This window comes from Collinsella provencensis (genome assembly GCF_900199705.1).
GTDB lineage: Bacteria > Actinomycetota > Coriobacteriia > Coriobacteriales > Coriobacteriaceae > Collinsella > Collinsella provencensis.
The window spans coordinates 1580515-1596985 of sequence record NZ_LT904908.1 but is presented as its reverse complement, the minus strand read 5'-3'; the positions used below and the strand labels follow the sequence as shown (position 1 = coordinate 1596985).

Here is a 16471-nt window from a genome sequence, read left to right as displayed (position 1 = left end):
AATTGGGTCAGTAAATCCAAGATCAATCCCAGAGAACCTGTGACACTTCTCACTCGAATTGGACATGTTTCCTAAAAGCGCAGATAAAAGATATCGTCCTCGAGTCAAAGTAAGGCATTTATTCACGGAAACCCCAGCCGCCATTTCGCGTTCCATGCACTAACCTTTTGTTATGGACAAGACCTTGTGCGGCATATCGGCTCTCAGGCTCCTCCGGGTGCCCCCGCAGTATCTTTCTGTGCTCCCTTGTCTCCCCGACTTTGATACACCCTATGGACGGCAACAACTTCGAGACAACTACACGGCTTCGAAAATAGTTGGAATCCCCATCCATGCTCTTGAATTTGGTGCCCATGGTATTAACTCAACTCTTGTAAAGCCGCACGTATGGACCACATCTCTTCCCCATCGCGCAATCATCGATACTCCCTTTGACGTCTCTCTAACATCTCCGTTATTCACCGCTCTTTTGCTTGCACGTCATATCTCGACAATTCACCTTGCCATGCTCCTTTATGAGTTTATGGGTACGTTCACCGTCTTTTCCCCTTCGAAAGACCTGGACGAAGCGTACGCCCGCGCCAGGCGGGAACTCGCTATTCCTCGCATGCAAGACTGGAAGAGACTCGTTGACACAAAAGGGTCGGCAACCAATATGTGGACAAGACCTCCCCTGTTCACTTCCCGAGATTTGGAACTATTTCTTTCAGAGGTTGCAGGTCAGCATGGCTACAAGCCGCTTCAAAGTGCAGCGCATCTTGTAACAGGAAGCGTGGCGTCCCCCTTTGAAGCGCGTGCCTCTCTTCTGCTCACGGCCCCGCGTGCAACTGGAGGGTTGGGTCTGACGGGCATGCAAAACGATCTAAAGATTGAACTCAACGACGATGCAAGAAAAATCTGTGGGCTGCGCCATGTGTATGCAGATCTTGCTTGGGAGAAGACCAGCAAGCATCCCTTTGTCGTTGTTGAATGCCAGGGAAAAGCCGTTCACGGCAGTCCCATCAAAGGATTAACCGACGACAATAGAGCGCTTGCGCTTCAGAACATGGGAATCGAAGTTATTCGCATCACCTATGAGCAGATTGCCGACGAGCGACGTTTTGAAATATTCGGAGCATACCTGGCCAAGAAGCTGGGCGTTCAAATGAGGTCTCCTGCCCCGAAAACTGCTCGAGCAACACAAGAACTCCGTGAGCAACTTTTCTGTGATTGGGAGCAAGTTGGCTTAATTTAGGCTCGAAAACGACGCACCCCAACCAAAACGAGCGCGACATCATGAAGCAGGTGCGACGGATGCCCAGGAATTCGGGCAATGTTTGACTGAAAATCAGATACTCGTCATGCAATGAGGTCGGTTATTCGCACAAAATCGGCATCCCAGCGAGCAGATAGCCGTTTTTGCGAAAACCGCACATCATCTACCAGGTGTTTTATTTTTTCGTTTTGCCGTCTACTTGCCGAACCTGTGAGTCAATGCGAATAACCGACCCCATTGCAAGTTGAAGCCAGGTTAAAAAGGAAAAAGGCCGGACGAAGTAATCGTCCAGCCTCAAAACCACGTAAAAAAGAATCGCTTACTTACGTGCCAAATCCATAATCGTCGGCATGAGGCCCTTGATGGTCTCGGCGCTGATAAGAATCGACTCAGCGTGAATGAGCAGTAAGCCGCAGCCCAGCTCCCCTGCGACCTCAAGTTGAAGCGCCTTTTGATGGGACTCCGAGGCGGCTCGATATGCCTCGTCTCCCTGTGCGATCAACTCGTTGGGATCCTCACCACGACGGACGCACTCCAATGCCTCCAGGTAGCAGCTCTTCGCCGTTCCGGCAAACGAGATGATCTCGAAGCTGAGGGCCTCGTACGGAAGCACCTCTTCGACAGACTCGGACGCCATCTAAATCATTCCCTTGATCTGGGCGAGTACCTTGGCGCCGTCCATCGTGCCGTACGCCATCATATCGATCGCCTCCACGGGCTTGCCCTTCGCAGACGCGCTGACCTTCTCGAGCATGAAACGGATCTGCGGCCCAATCAGCACCACATCCGCCCAATCGATCTTGTCGCCCATCATCGCCATGGGAACGGCGGTCGTCGTGAGCTCCATGCCCTCAGCAGCGGCTGCGGCGTCGATGCGCTTGCACATGCTCGCCGTCGAGGCGCCCATCGAGCAAACCAGCAATACGTTCATGATTCCTGAACCTTTCTCATCGTATCCATCCTCGTGATGAGGCTTTCGATGCACTCCAAACAGTTGATGACAAAATGATTCGAGTCGTATGGCAGCCCGTTGCGCCCTCGTTTGACCAAAATACGATGGCTCGCGTTCTCACCGAGCGTGCTCGAACTCTCGGCCGTGAAAGCGTAGTCGTCCAACCCCTTTGCCCTCAGGCGCTCTTGCACGAAAGTCAAATCTCTCGTCTCCCCACTTTCACTGAAAAAGACCGAGAGAAACGGGGTGTCGTCATGGAAGTCGAGCGGGCTCTTGTTTGCCGCGAACAAACCCTCTTCCATGAGGCGATTGCACAGGTACGTCGCGGAAAGATCGGAGTATCCCACGCCCATTACGTTGACGCGACCGTATTGTCCGCTCGTAAGGGCGCGCGCGAGGTCGTCGAGCGTCGCATTCGTCTGCTCGTCAAAGGAAAGCGTCTCGTAAATGTCCACGGCGCCCCTGAAGCCCGCACCCAAGCGTTCGTGCTTGAGCACGTAGAGCAGCTCGCTGTATCCCTCAAGACCCAACTTCTTCGCAAGGCGGACGATGCTCGATGTCGAAACGTAAGCGGCTTCGGCGACGGACCGCACCGAGATGCGTTCGTCGCCCCGATCGATGCGGGAGACAATCTCCCGCAATGTGCGCATTTCCTCGATGGAGAGGTTATTCCACCGCTCCATCGACTGGAGATTCATCCGCCCCACGTTCCGCCTCCGTCCTCTTGCCGACCACAATCGTTCCGGACAAAACATCGTGCAGCATGCGGTGACGCTTGGTGAAAAGCATCATGCCAATCGAAATCGCACCTAATGCCCAGCTTGCCCAGATTGTCATTTGAATAACGTCGCTCGAACAAACCAACATAAGTGCGTTGCGCACGTAGTTGCTCAGCGGGGAGAAACATCCCTCGATCAAGACGATGCAGACCAAGTCTCTCAAAACGAGCGTCGGAAGCGAGGCACGGCCACCGTCTGCGCGGCGCACCTGGACTCCCATGATGCGCTTGCCCAACGTCTGCCCTTCCCACACATAGCGGGGAACGCCGCAGTAATAGAGCAGCTCGATTGCCGCAAGGACGGCGAGCAGGATGATCTGCATGGGGGCCTCGAAAAAGACGAGAGGCAGCAGACCCGCGTAGAGCTTTCCGGTCAGGCCAAATGCCACGGCGACGACCAAAATGTTCATGCCGGTCGCAAGGAGCATCCAGTCAATGAAGTAAGCAACAGCTCTGCGAATCATGCCGCCTCGTCTTTCATACGGTACACCAGCTTCGAGCTTTTGGGGGCACGCTGAGCATCCGAACATGGGCCTGAAACGACGGTCCCGTTTCGCCTCCAAGTTGAGAGGGATTACGCGCTTGCAGCCTCGGGCTCGGCCTCGGCGAGCTCCTTCTCCTCGGCCGTGTACTTGTTGTCAAGCACCTTGATGAACGGCCAGTAGAAGACGCCCTGGATCAGGAGGATCACCAGCTGCAGAGCGCCACCGCGCCAGTCGCCGCACATCATCCAGCCACCAAAGGGTGCGGGAAGCGTCCAGGGAACCGGCACGCCCGTGGGACGCGGGACGATGCCCGTCTCCATGGCGACGTAGGCCAGTGCGACGCAGACCATGGGTCCGACCACGTAGGGGATCAGTAGCAGCGGGTTGAGCACGATGGGCAGGCCGAAGGTGATGGGTTCGTTCACGTTGAAGATGCCGGGGATGATGGCGCCCTTGCCCACTGCACGCAGGCGCTCGGATTTGCACATGAACACCATCTCGACGCACAGCGGCAACGTGAGGCCGGTGCCCGTGAGGAAGATCACCATGTCGGTGAAGGCCGTGGTCGCCACGAACGGACGCAGCGCCATCGGATCAGCGGAGTAGACCTCGAGGTTCGCGGCACGGGCGGCCTCCCACAGCGGACCCATGACGGATTGCACGACGTTGGTGCCATGGATGCCGAAGAACCACAGGAAGTCATTGACGAAAGTCGCGACGAGCGTGCCGGGCAGAGTGGTTCCCGCGGCGGTAAGCGGCATCTGGAGGATGCCGTAGATCAGGTCGGAGGCGGTCACGTACGGAGTCGCCTGGATCACGTAGCGCAGCACGATGAACAGGGCGGCGCTGATGGCAGCGGGGATAAGGGCCGCGAACTGCGAGGAGATAAACTCGGGGACCGCGGTGGGCATCTTAATCGTCAGGTTGTGCTTGATGCAGAACGCATACAGCTGACCGGTCAGGATCGCGATGATCAGGCCCAGGAAGAGTGTCGTCGCGGTGAAGTTGCCAAGCGAGATCATGCCGTTCTCGTCCGCATGGATAAGCAGGAAGAAGCACATGAACGAGATGACCACGGCGGGCATCACGGGGACGTCGTTGCGACGGGCGAGCTCATAGGAGGTGCCGCTCATCGCAACCAGGCTCAACAGACCGATGGTCGCCGGGTTCAGGATGCTCCAGTTCCACTCGCCCCAAACCTGCTCGCCCACGGCGCCGGCCATGAAGGCCTGGAACGCATCGAGCGGGAAGTCGCTGATAATGCAGGCAAACGCACCGACCAGCAGAAGCGGTGTGGTGAGCATCATGCCGTACTGGATGGACATCAGGAACTTGTTCTCCTGGAACTTGGCAGCAATGGGGTAGATGTATTGTTCCAGCATCTTCGTCAACTGTTCCATTGGTTTGCTCCTTTCCTAGGCGTCGCCAAATGTGGGCCATGCCTCACCGTTCGCCGCCTTGAAATCCGCGATGATCTTCTTGGCAACATCGGCATCGCGAACGAGACGGTTCTCGGTAAAGGCCTGAAGCAGTTTTTGATCGCTGTGTTGGAAGATGGCGTCGACGAGCAGCTTTTCGCAGGCGTACTGGTTCTCGAGCAGGCCCTTCTCGAACGCGGGCACCTCTCCCACGCACAGGGGCTGGAGCTCCTCGGAGCCAACCAGGCAGGTCGCCTCGAGCATCATGCCCGGATCGAGATTGGGACAGATGCCGTCGTTCTTCGTCATGACGAGGGCGGGCTCGTAGGAGTTGTTGATGATCGACAGCACGAGCTCGATCATGTCGGGCACGCTGCGGATGCCATAGGCGAGGCCGCCGGGTCCGCAGGTCTCCTGACCGATGCAGCCGTACTTGTACGGAATCTTCTCATCGAAGTTGCGCAGGCCCATGCCGCCGGCGCGAATCTGCACCATGGCTGCGCATGCATATAGCCTGCCCAATCGGCGTATATCCCATACTTGTCGGACTTGAAATGCTGCATCTGCAGATTATTCGCAATCCTTTCCGTGAGATCACACGTGGGCAAACTGCTTTTTCTCAGTTCCGAGCCTCTTTTTTCCGTGCCACTTCACATCAAAACGGCGAGGTGGATGTTTATGCACCCATCTCGCCGTCAACTCCATGATATATGTCACGCTTCCCGCTTACGTTTACCCACGCTTTCCCCTCATCGCCACCGCGATTATCGCAGCCAGCAATGCACCAAAAAGAGCAAGTCGTGCAAACAGGACGACATCATCCCCAGTTCCAGGAAGCGCATCCACAGGGCTCTTCGAATCTGTCAGGCCATCGGGTTTCGTTGGGTCTTTCGAATCTGTCGGGCCATCGGGTTTCGTTGGGTCTTTCGAATCTGTCGGGTCAGATGGGCCGACGAGTTTCTTCGTGTTGGTAAACGTAGCCACTGCCGTTTCATTCGCCTCAATGGTTCCGGTGTCGCCTGTTTTGGTGGTGGTGTAGCCGTCTTGATTTGCCTCAGCCTCCGTAACCGTGTAGGCGCAATCGGCCGGAAGCCCCGTAGCGTTCTTCTCCTCACCGTCTTTTAGTGTGAAGGTCGCCACACCGTTATCGAAGTCCATGTCGCCATATCTTCCGCTGACGTTGGCGGCGGCGCCATCAACAAGCGTCACGGTAAAATTGAAGTTCCTGTTCGTTTCCCCGGCATCGCCCGCCACGACCTTAGTGACGCTCAGGCTTCCCGTGTCCCTCTCCCACCGAGCGGACAACAGCAGGTCAGCACCCAATACTGTCACGATATCTCCAGGTTGATGGATCGTCATTCCATCAGACCAGCCGGCAAAGGCATAACCTTTTCGGATAGGCGCCGCCTTGACCGTAATCGTCCCGCCAGGCTTCACGGTCTCCTCGTCGTAGGTCTCGCCGTCGGCAGCCGTGCCGCCATCCAGATCATAGATCACGGTATAGGTGGTCTGATAGTCCGGCGTTCCGTCGCCATTGCTGTCAATCGCCCACACGGCGTAGAGGGTCACATCCTCCGTTTGGATTCGATACTTTGCTCCAGGCGCAATCAGGAACTTTTCCACATCCTCCTGTTTCGTCTCTGCCGTGAGCGCGTCATCTAACTTTGTCACACTCCAGCCCACAAAGATCTCATTAAGATTTCTGGTGAAGTTCTTCTCCGCTGTCAATGTGATCTCGGCGTTCTTCGCAACGCCTGTCACCTTTGCCGGAGCATCCACACTGCCGCCGTTGAGGTTATAGGTGAGGGTATAGGTCTCCAGCACATCAGCTGTCCCGTTGTTATTCTCATCATAGCCCCATGCGGCGTAAACTTTCTTATTTGCCGATGCAAAGGTAACCTTTGTTGTGGTAGTAGGCGCTGTGTCCGCGCGACTAAAAATCGCATTCGTCTGCGCTTCAGTCCAGCCGATAAAGACAACCGTCTTGCCGTCCACATCGTCGTGGATAGGCACTGCTGAGCTCAAGGTAACCTCGTCACCAGGGATGTGGATATCTGTATCAGTCGGCAGGTTTGTCACAGTGCCGCCCTGCTGGGCATTGCCATCGTAGGTCAGCGTATACTCTTCCAGATAGTCCGCCGTTTTATTCCCGTTGCGGTCGGCGGCCCAGACAGCATAAACATTGGTGTTGCCGTCATCGTCGGCATTGCCCCCGTCAACCTTCGCCTTCTCCATCGTTACTTCTGTCACAATGCTGCTCGCCAGTCCATCATAATCAGCCTTGGTTTTGATAATGGTGTCCAAAATCGGCGATGTGCTCCAACCGATGAAGATATGGGCGTTGCCTGTGGTTTTATCGGTGAAGGTAAAGGTGTGGGAAGTCACCTCGCCGCCGGCAGCAGATGCCGGTTTATCATGGCCCAAGCTCTTGCCGGAAACCGTACCGTTGGTGGAGAGCTTCGCCGTTGCGCCTGCCACATGATGATGGGGACAGAGAATGTCTTCACGAACATTGTTATTGCCGTGGTAACGGACGTGGACGGCATCATCGTTGTAATCCGGCTTGCCGTTGTCGTTGGCGTCCACCGCGTAGACGGCGTAGAGGGTAACATTACGGGCAGGCATTGTGTATTCGTCCGTGGAGATAATCGTGTCGATGTCGTCCTTCGCCGCGTCTGCCGGAAGAGGATTCTCGATCCGCGTTTCGCTCCAACCAACGAAGATCGTCTTATCGCCCTTTTTCAGCTTCTCCGTGTCGGTATAATCCGGGCTGACCTTCTCGCCCTCGATATGCGTGGAGGCCGCCGGAGCGTTTGCCCCGCTGCCTCCGTTGAGGTCATAGGTCAGCGTGTAGAGCTGTTTTACTTCCGCTGTAAAGGTCACATCGCTGGAAATTGCTACTTCCTTGAGTTTGTCGGCGGTGTATGTGTTGGTTCCGTCCGTCCAGTTTCCGGTGAAGCGAAAGCCTTCATTGTCGTTGACGTTCGGGACAGCCACAAGCTTCTCACCGTGCCACACCTTGGTTGTACTATTGCCGGTCAACGTCGCATTCTCAGCCGTGAAATTCACCGTATGTGGCTGCTGGAAGCCAATCATAAGGTCCTTCGCCACCACGATGTCATTAGGTTTTTCATTCATATCCAGAACAACGCTGGCCGTGGCGGTGTTCTTTCCCGCATCCAACGAGAACTTTCCTCCGCTTTCCGGCAGGGAGAATTTCAGCGGATTATTGCCGTTGGCATCGGTGCTGCCGGGATTGGTGACGACCACATGGTAGGTGTCCGCCCGGCGGCCGTTGAATGAAAATGTTCCACCTGTGGCGGTTGCCTTATGCGCAGCATCCCCCTCAGTGCAGTTTTCATTGCCGTTGCTGTGGTTCGCTTCTACCGTAACACTGCCTGTGTAAAGTTCATCCGTGTCTTTTTCATATGTGCCGTTAAAGTTTTTATCGATAAAAATCTTACCGGCAATGATGCCCGTCTGGAACTCTACCTGAATGCGGGGCAGAGGATTGTGACCCTGATTCAGCGTATTGCCCACGGAGTAAGGAGACACACCGCAGGGTCCGAAGTTGATCTCACTACCCACAAAGTTCGCGTTCTCATTAAACGTCGGCTCCAGACGCATGTTGACTTTCAGTTCGGCATCTCGAGGGATTGAAGCAGTGTCAGGCTTCGCCGCAATGCGGATCATTTTGACTTCTCTCCACCGCTCAGCCTTTTGTGCCTCGGTAGTACACCCCTCTAACAGCTTATCCTCTGTCATGTAATTATCCGTATTGGTGTAATGCTTGGCTTCACCCGCCGTTGCCGTTGATTCGATATCCGTGGCATAGGTGACCTGAATCTCACCTTGATGATTTCCACCAATCCAGAGCTCCGGTGCTCTAGTCAGATTCATATCAAATTCAAATGCCGTATCCTGCATATGGCTATCCCACAAGTCGCCTTTCTTAGGCACCGGAATAAAGTAATAGAAGGCCTGGGCGTCTTCCTTAGAGAACGCTCGCCCCGTTTCATTCTTCAGGGTGAACAGCATGTCCACCACGTGATCTGCGTCTTTCAAATAGACCTTTTGCTTGTCATTCTCAAAGCTGGAATACTTCGTAGCATCGAACACAGCCGTAGAATTCTTATCTGTCATTCTTGCGCCGAAAGTGAAGGTCAGGCCCAGCCTTGCCGCCACTACAGACAGCTTTGTGCCCTTTGCGTTGACGTTGAAGGTGCTGTACCGCACCCCATCATCCATAACCTGATATTGGGCCAGGGTGCCGTTGTTGGACGTGGAGGTCAGGGATGCGCTCTTGAACCGTACACAGTCCCGCATATCCAGGGTCATGGCGTCGGCATCCTTGGCGATCTTCATATCAAAGGAAATCCCGATCTGGTACTGCCCCAGCCCATCGGTGAACCAGCCAACCTTTGCGGGATCATCTTGGTTCGTAAAGGTGATTTTGTACAGCTTGTAGCCTGCTTCGGCAGATGTCACAGCCTCAAACTTGTATGCGGTTTCGGGTATTTCTGTTCTTCGGGGATTCTTCACAGTCTCCATGACTGCATCGAGCAGAAATACCTTATCTGCCGTTCTTCCTTCCTCCTGATACAGCTTTAGATTTTCAACAGTTATCTTCTCCGGCAGACGGATGTAGATTTCCTGATCCGTCGTAACATTGTTGGAGGAATAGGGATAAGCGGAGGAGCTGAGCAGACCGTTGAAGGTAATGGTCTCTCCCGCCGTTGCGGAGGTCTTGCTCAGAATGGGAAGCCGCTCCAAGGAATTCTCCTCATACGCCTGCTCCATGGCCAGAGGGATCTCGCCCCTTGTGTTTGTGACCTTTACGGTATAGTTGTCCGATTTGGCCGTGCTATCACCTGAAGCGGTATCGTACATTTTCATGGAAGCAAAGTTGGTATACGTACCCGCCTCTGCGGTCAGCAGCTTGCCGAAGGTGGTGGCGTATCCCGATGTGGGATCCTGGTCACGGGAGGACACATAGCCCACGTAGTCCTTCTCATAGCTGCCTACGCTGGCCTTGATCTTGGTGAAATACTCGCCCTCGACAAGGCTTGCCATATCAGCGGTAAAGGTGACAAAGCCGCCGCTGCTGGTGAGGGAGCCGCTATACTTTTGCTCGGTTGGGTTCGTTGTCGTCGTGTACCAGACTTCCACAGTATTGCCCGTGGTTGCGGGGATCTTCTGGGCGGTGACTCCGATTTTATCATTGTTTCTATAGGTGAATTCCACCGTCTTTGCAGCGCTCTTATCGCCGCCCTGATTGACCACATGGAACTGTCCCAGATAATAGGTAATACCGGAATCGCTTGTGTAATTATTATAGATTGGCTGATTGTTGGCTTTTCCGCTCACACTCATGCTCTCTCCTGCTTGAGCAGTGAAGCTGAACGTAGTGCAGTCGCCATTATAGAGATACCATATACTGTCATCCTGCCAGGTGATCGTTCCGCCCACTGCGGAGGCAGCACCGGCAGTAGGCGTTTTACCCTCGTAGCATCCGGGGGCTTTCTTACCGGTGTTAAGAATCGAATTGCTGCCCCACTTGACGGCATCTGTAGTTGTGACGTCACAATCAGACGTCCACTTAAAGTAGGGCGTAAAGTAGTCCTGGCCATACTCCAGATACAAGTTTTCCCATGTCAGTGTGACGGTATGATCGATATCGTTTTGCGTCTTCTTGAAGTTAAAGCCGTCCTTATAGCCGCCGTCCGCATCCTTGTGATTTTTCGGATCCAGCAGGTTGGGCCTGGTGGACTGTCCCGCCGGGTCATAGGTGACATGGTCGAGTTCCGCATAAATATTGCTGCCATTTTTTGTGTAGTATGGCAGGGCAATGGTGATCTCCAGCTTCTTAAAGAACTGGGGCATATCGATGTAGTCCTTGTCCGGGTTGATCCAGATTTGCCGCAGGGCAAAGGGCTGGTTCGCCGCCGTGGGCACGCCAGTCTTCACACCAACCCGGGACAGTCTGGGGCCGGTCTGGATGGCTCTGTTGTCATCAGCCGTATCATTGTATTCGCCCGTAATCTTGGGGGTGGCAGAAAGCTCCTGGTATGTTTGACCGTCTGTGCCATCGGTGTAGACCCTGATCTTCAGCGCATTCTCAAGTGTCTGCTCCTTTGTTCTGTTCCAGAGAACGGTGTCCGGTGCCAGAACGATATTAAAGCTGTTCTTTTCCGCCGTATTTTTGAGGGAATAGGTGATGGTGCCATTTGTAGGACAGTAACCGCCGTAGTTGTTCACACTGTGCAGATCGTCAATGCTTTCAGGCGTTACGCTCTCCGCCATGCCGCCCCGCTCAGGGATCGGGTATTCCACCACGGTCAGCCCGTCGGGCACGGTGATCTCCACCTTTTTGTTCGCCAGATTCAGCTTGCTTTCCACCGCAATGTGCAGCGTGAACTGCTTGGAAAAGTCAACCGTAAAAGAGCTTCCATCTGACAAAGCTTGATTGGTCACGCCCTCCGCCCGGATCTCGGCGGTGGTAATTTCCATCCCATCGCTACTGCGCCCCGCAACACCGTCCATTCCAGGTCCCTCAGCGGAAGATATCGCAAAGAGCCCCCCTCCGGACATTCCCTGACCTGCGGATGCTGCTTTTGTCCCATACTCCCATATTGGCGTCTCGGCCAACGATGCCTGCACCATGATCGCGCCTAACAGCGCAACGCAAAGCATCGCACCAACAAACTTGCGGAAAAAAACCCGACCTGTGTTGCAACTATCCATGAATATAATCTCCCACATATGTGGATATTAACTGGCACATTATATGCTGAAATAATACTTCAGCTTTAACTGGCATTCCAGTTTTTCGACATTTCCGCTCAACTCTCTCAACGGCTGTCTTCAAGCCATTTTGAGTTAAAACCAAAGCGCGTTGGAACAACCTGGACACACAATAGCGAAATCAATACGATGGGTGATTCATTTTTCCGGAAGACAACGCAGCGGCTTTTATGATTACAAACCGACCTCGCCCACATCTCAAAACGTTTTCCATGCGATGAAGCAGAGCCGAGGGCGCGCTAACGCAAAGCGGACCGCCCCCCGTAGGGAAGGCGGCCCGCTGCTCATGCCTCGGAAGCGTGATCAGGACACTTAGTCCTCGAGCTCCTCGGGGTACACCTCGTCGGTGTCGACAAGCTGGTTCAGCAGCTCATCGAGCGACGCCATGTCCTCATTGATGGCATCGTTGTTGGTCGGCCTGGAAGCCGGAGCGCCGAGCATCTCCTCGTCAGAGTCGAAGTGGTGACGCGGTGCGCTCGCACCCAGCAGAATGTCGTCCTGGCCGTCGGGGCTAAAGACCATCTGCAGCAGCTGGGAAAGGTCTTCCTCATCCGCCACATCGTCGGAGTTGTCGAGGATGTAGAGCAGGTTGTGACGCTCCAGACCGTCGCGCAGCTCCTCGATCGCCTTGGCGCCGATGCCGTCGATGCGAAGCAGGTCCTCCTCGGACTTGCCCATCAGGTCGCCCACAACCTCGATGCCCTCCTCGCTGAACTTGTTCGTCCAGCGCTGGGACACGCCCAAGTCGTCGAACAGGTACAGGCGGGCATCCTCGGCGGAAATGGTGTGACCATTGCGGGTGTACTGGCCGTCAGCCGCGCCATACTCGTCGTAGCCGAAGTCGAGCTGCTGCGGCAGTTCGGCGTCGAGCTCCTTGAGCTCAGACGGAGCCCAATCGGGCAGTGCCTTGGCGTTGGGGGACGTCGGGCCGTCGACCGGCTGGTAGCCCTCCTCCGTACGGTAGGTCATACCGGCCTTGGAATACGGCTTGAGACCCGTACCTGCAGGAATCTTCTTGCCCACGATAACGTTGGACTTGAGGTCGAGCAGGTGGTCCACCTTACCCTCGATGGCGGCCTCGGTCAGAACGCCCGCGGTGCGGATGAACGACGCGGAGGACAGCCAGGAGTCGATGGAGGACGCGACCTTGAGCGTACCCAGGATGGCGGGCTCGGCGGCAGGCGGGGTGAGGCCCAGACGGGCAACGCGCTCCACCTCGTCGGCGAACTCGTAGCGATCCACGTACTGACCGAGCAGGTACTTGGAATCGCCCGGGTTGGTGATCTGAACGCGGCGCAGCATCTGACGTGCCATGACCTCGATGTGCTTGTCGTTCAGGTCGACGCCCTGGGAGTTGTAGACGTCCTTCACGTTCTCGACGAACGTGTGCATGGTGGACTCGATGTCCGTGAGCTGGCGCAGCGTGCGGAAGTTCACGAAGCCCTTGGTGATCTGGTCGCCGGCGCGAACCTCGCAGCCGTCCTCGATACCGGGCATGAACTGCACGGCGGCGGGAACGCGCTTCTCGTCGAGGATGCGCGTGGGGTCGTCAGAGTCGGTCAGCGTGAGCAGGTACTCGGACTTCTCCGGCTTGATGGAGAGATTGCCGCTGAACGGCGCAAGGTCGGCCTCGCGGCCCAGAATCTTCTCGTTGACGTTGCCGACGATGTCGAACATACGCGAAACGGTCGGCAGACCCTGCGTAATGTCCGCAACGCCCGCGACGCCGCCGGAGTGAATCGTACGCATCGTAAGCTGCGTACCAGGCTCGCCGATGGACTGGGCGGCGATGATGCCCACGGCCGTGCCGATGGCGACCGGACGACGGGTGGACAGGTCCCAGCCGTAGCACTTCTGGCACACGCCGTACTTGGAACGGCAGGTCAGCAATGCGCGCAGCGCAACCTTGGTGAGACCGGCGTCGAGCATCTTCTGGATGTCCTCAACGCTCTCGATGTAGGCGTCCTTCTCGAACAGCACGGTGCCGTCCGGAGCGACGACGTCCTCCAAGAAGCAGCGGCCCACGAGGTCGGCGTTGATGTTGTCGGTACCCGGGGTGACCAGGTTGTAGGTGCAACCCTCAGTGGTGCCGCAGTCGTCCTCGCGCACGATGACGTCCTGCGCCACGTCGACGAGACGACGGGTGAGGTAGCCGGAGTCGGAGGTGTGCGACGCGGTGTCGACCAGGCCCTTACGGGCACCGTACGTGGAGATGAAGTACTCGAGCGGCAGCAGGCCCTCGCGGAAGTTGGCCTTAATGGGAAGGTCGATCGTCTCGCCGGACATATCTGCCATCAGGCCGCGCATGCCGCCGAGCTGACGAAGCTGGGCCTTGGAACCACGGGCGCCGGAGTCGGCCATCATGTAGATGGGGTTGCCCTCGTCGAACAGGTCGAGCATCTTGGCGGCCACCTCGTCGGTGGTGTCGTGCCAGAGCTGGACGACCTCGTTGTGGCGCTCCTGCTCGTTCAGGAAGCCTGCCTCGAAGTACGCGTTGATCTGGTCGGCGTCCTTCTGGGCACGGTCCAGGATCTCCTGCTTCTCCTCGGGGATGAGAGCGTCCCACACCGAGATGGTGAGGCCGGAGGTGGTGGCGTAGTGGAAGCCGGAGTACTTGATGGCGTCGAGAATGGGGGCAACCTCAGCCTCGGGATAGCGGTCGCAGCAGTCGGAGACGAGCTTGGCGACGTCGCCCTTGACCATCTTGTAATTCATGTACTCGTAGTCGTCCGGCAGGCACTGGCGGTTGAAGATGATGCGGCCGATGGTGGTCTCGAAGCGCGCGGTCTTGGAACCGGTGACGTCGTAGTCCACAACCTCGTTCTTGCCGTTCTTGACGCGGAACAGCTTGGTGCCGTCCTCGAGCGTGACGTTGGCCTCGGCGGCGCTGACACGCACCTGGACCTTGGCCTGTAGGTCGACACCGGCCTCGGCGCGGCAGTCGTAGGCATGCAGCGCGTCGTCGAAGCTGGCGAAGACGTGGCCCTCGCCCTCCATGCCGTCGCGGGCCAGGGTGAGGTAGTACACGCCGATGATCATGTCCTGCGAAGGAATGTTCACAGGCTTGCCGGAAGCCGGGGAACGCAGGTTGTTGGAGCTCATCATGAGCACGCGGGCCTCGGCCTGGGCGGGCGCAGACAGCGGCACGTGCACGGACATCTGGTCGCCGTCGAAGTCGGCGTTGAAGGGGGCGCAGACCAGCGGATGCAGGTGGATGGCTTTACCCTCGACGAGGACGGGCTCGAATGCCTGGATGGACAGACGGTGCAGGGTCGGTGCGCGGTTGAGCAGGACGAGGCGACCGTCGATGACCTCCTCGAGGATGTCCCACACATAGCTGGCACGACGCTCGATGACGCGCTTGGCGCCCTTGACGTTCTCGACCTTGCCGAGCTCCACGAGGCGCTTCACCACGAAGGGCTGGAAGAGCTCGAGAGCCATGGTCTTGGGCAGGCCGCACTGGTGCAGCTTGAGCTTGGGGTCGGTAACGATAACGGAACGGCCGGAGTAGTCAACGCGCTTACCGAGCAGGTTCTGGCGGAAGCGGCCCTGCTTGCCCTTAAGGGCCTCAGCGAGCGACTTGAGCGGACGACCGCCACGGCCGGACACCGGACGACCACGACGACCATTGTCGAACAGGGCGTCGACGGCCTCCTGGAGCATGCGCTTCTCGTTGTTCACGATGATTGCGGGGGCGTCCAGGTCGAGCAGGCGCTTGAGGCGGTTATTGCGGTTGATCACGCGGCGGTACAGGTCGTTCAGGTCGGAGGCGGCAAAGCGGCCACCCTCGAGCTGGACCATCGGGCGCAGATCGGGCGGAATGACGGGGATAACGTCGAGAATCATGTTGGCGGGGTCGTTGTGGCCCTTGAGGAACGCGTCGACGACCTCGAGGCGCTTGACGGCCTTCTCGCGCTTCTGCTTCTGGCTGTCCTCGTCGGCGATAATGGCCTTGAGGGTCGCGGCCTCCTGCTCGAGGTCGATGGCGGCCAGCAGGTCGCGTACGGCCTCGGCGCCCATGTCGCCCTTGAAGTACATGGAGTAGTAGCGCTTCATCTCGCGGAACAGCGGCTCGTCGGACACGAGGTCGCGCTCGTTGAGCTGCATGAACGCCTGGAAGGCCTCAGAACGGAGGTCCTTCTCGTCGCGGCACTCCTCCTCGATGTCCACGATACCGGCGGCAACCTCTTCAGGCGTGAGGGGCTCCTCGTCGGAGAACTCGTCGAAGTTCTCGGGATCGCCCTGGGCTTTCAGGCTCTCGATCTGGCGAGCGCACTCGGCGTCGATCTCCTCGAGATCGGCGGCGAGCTCTTCGCGCAGGTCGTCGGCGTCGGCCTCGCGGGCCTCATAGTCGACGTACGTGATGATGTAGCTCGCGAAGTACAGCACCTTCTCGAGATCCTTGGACTTGATGTCGAGCAGGCGGCTCATCGGGAACGAGGTCGGGCTCTTGAAGTACCAGATGTGGGACACGGGAGCGGCGAGCTCGATGTGACCCATGCGCTCGCGGCGCACCTTGGCCGTGGTGACCTCGACGCCGCAGCGCTCGCAGGTGATGCCCTTGAAGCGGATGCCCTTGTACTTGCCGCAGGAGCACTCCCAGTCCTTGGCAGGACCGAAGATCTTCTCGCAGAACAAGCCGTCCTTCTCGGGCTTGAGCGTACGGTAGTTGATGGTCTCGGGCTTCTTGACCTCACCGCAGGACCAAGAGCGAATCTGGTCGGCGGAGGCAAGGGAGATCTTTACCGCGTCAAAATCTGTGTTCTGGAAATCTGCCAC

Annotated in this window: 9 protein-coding genes; 1 reads left to right on the top strand and 8 read right to left on the bottom strand. The window is 57.0% G+C overall.

The window, feature by feature from the left end; all coding sequences use genetic code 11:
• The first annotated feature begins 172 nt into the window (after positions 1 to 172).
• Positions 173 to 1234, top strand: coding sequence for a hypothetical protein (locus C1711_RS07020; RefSeq protein ID WP_159060082.1), 1062 nt, complete (start codon positions 173 to 175; stop codon positions 1232 to 1234).
• A 340-nt stretch (positions 1235 to 1574) separates the two neighbouring features.
• Here C1711_RS07020 and C1711_RS07015 read toward each other — a convergent pair whose 3' ends face one another.
• From C1711_RS07015 to C1711_RS06980, 8 genes are all read right to left on the bottom strand, one after another.
• Positions 1575 to 1892 (bottom strand): PTS lactose/cellobiose transporter subunit IIA, encoded by a 318-nt coding sequence (locus tag C1711_RS07015; protein ID WP_102338389.1) that lies wholly within the window; start codon positions 1890 to 1892, stop codon positions 1575 to 1577.
• Entirely contained in the window at positions 1893 to 2186 is a 294-nt protein-coding gene (locus tag C1711_RS07010; RefSeq protein WP_102338388.1) for a PTS sugar transporter subunit IIB, read from the bottom strand.
• Positions 2183 to 2905 (bottom strand): MurR/RpiR family transcriptional regulator, encoded by a 723-nt coding sequence (locus C1711_RS07005; protein ID WP_234346324.1) that lies wholly within the window; start codon positions 2903 to 2905, stop codon positions 2183 to 2185. Before C1711_RS07005 ends, C1711_RS07010 begins: the two co-directional genes overlap by 4 nt.
• Positions 2874 to 3449: an RDD family protein gene (locus C1711_RS07000; protein WP_159060080.1), complete on the bottom strand. Its 576-nt coding sequence runs from the start codon at positions 3447 to 3449 to the stop codon at positions 2874 to 2876. Before C1711_RS07000 ends, C1711_RS07005 begins: the two co-directional genes overlap by 32 nt.
• Before the next feature lie 110 nt (positions 3450 to 3559).
• The gene (locus C1711_RS06995; RefSeq protein WP_102338386.1) at positions 3560 to 4870 is read right to left on the bottom strand and encodes a PTS sugar transporter subunit IIC; all 1311 of its coding nucleotides are present in this window, start codon (positions 4868 to 4870) and stop codon (positions 3560 to 3562) included.
• 15 nt (positions 4871 to 4885) lie between these two features.
• A complete protein-coding gene (locus C1711_RS06990; RefSeq protein ID WP_102338385.1) occupies positions 4886 to 5383 on the bottom strand; it encodes a family 4 glycosyl hydrolase in 498 nt (165 codons plus the stop codon).
• A 237-nt stretch (positions 5384 to 5620) separates the two neighbouring features.
• Positions 5621 to 11632, bottom strand: coding sequence for an InlB B-repeat-containing protein (locus C1711_RS06985; protein WP_159060079.1), 6012 nt, complete (start codon positions 11630 to 11632; stop codon positions 5621 to 5623).
• Positions 11633 to 12004: 372 nt separating this feature from the next.
• A complete protein-coding gene (locus C1711_RS06980) occupies positions 12005 to 16471 on the bottom strand; it encodes a DNA-directed RNA polymerase subunit beta' (RefSeq protein WP_199824863.1) in 4467 nt (1488 codons plus the stop codon).

What these genes read in the sequence shown, in the direction of transcription:
- C1711_RS07020 (WP_159060082.1), top strand. Translation starts at nt 173, where the DNA reads ATGGACAAGACCTTGTGCGGCATATCGGCTCTCAGGCTCCTCCGGGTG.
- C1711_RS07015 (WP_102338389.1), bottom strand. Translation starts at nt 1,892, where the DNA reads ATGGCGTCCGAGTCTGTCGAAGAGGTGCTTCCGTACGAGGCCCTCAGC.
- C1711_RS07010 (WP_102338388.1), bottom strand. Translation starts at nt 2,186, where the DNA reads ATGAACGTATTGCTGGTTTGCTCGATGGGCGCCTCGACGGCGAGCATG.
- C1711_RS07005 (WP_234346324.1), bottom strand. Translation starts at nt 2,905, where the DNA reads ATGAATCTCCAGTCGATGGAGCGGTGGAATAACCTCTCCATCGAGGAA.
- C1711_RS07000 (WP_159060080.1), bottom strand. Translation starts at nt 3,449, where the DNA reads ATGATTCGCAGAGCTGTTGCTTACTTCATTGACTGGATGCTCCTTGCG.
- C1711_RS06995 (WP_102338386.1), bottom strand. Translation starts at nt 4,870, where the DNA reads ATGGAACAGTTGACGAAGATGCTGGAACAATACATCTACCCCATTGCT.
- C1711_RS06990 (WP_102338385.1), bottom strand. Translation starts at nt 5,383, where the DNA reads ATGGTGCAGATTCGCGCCGGCGGCATGGGCCTGCGCAACTTCGATGAG.
- C1711_RS06985 (WP_159060079.1), bottom strand. Translation starts at nt 11,632, where the DNA reads ATGGATAGTTGCAACACAGGTCGGGTTTTTTTCCGCAAGTTTGTTGGT.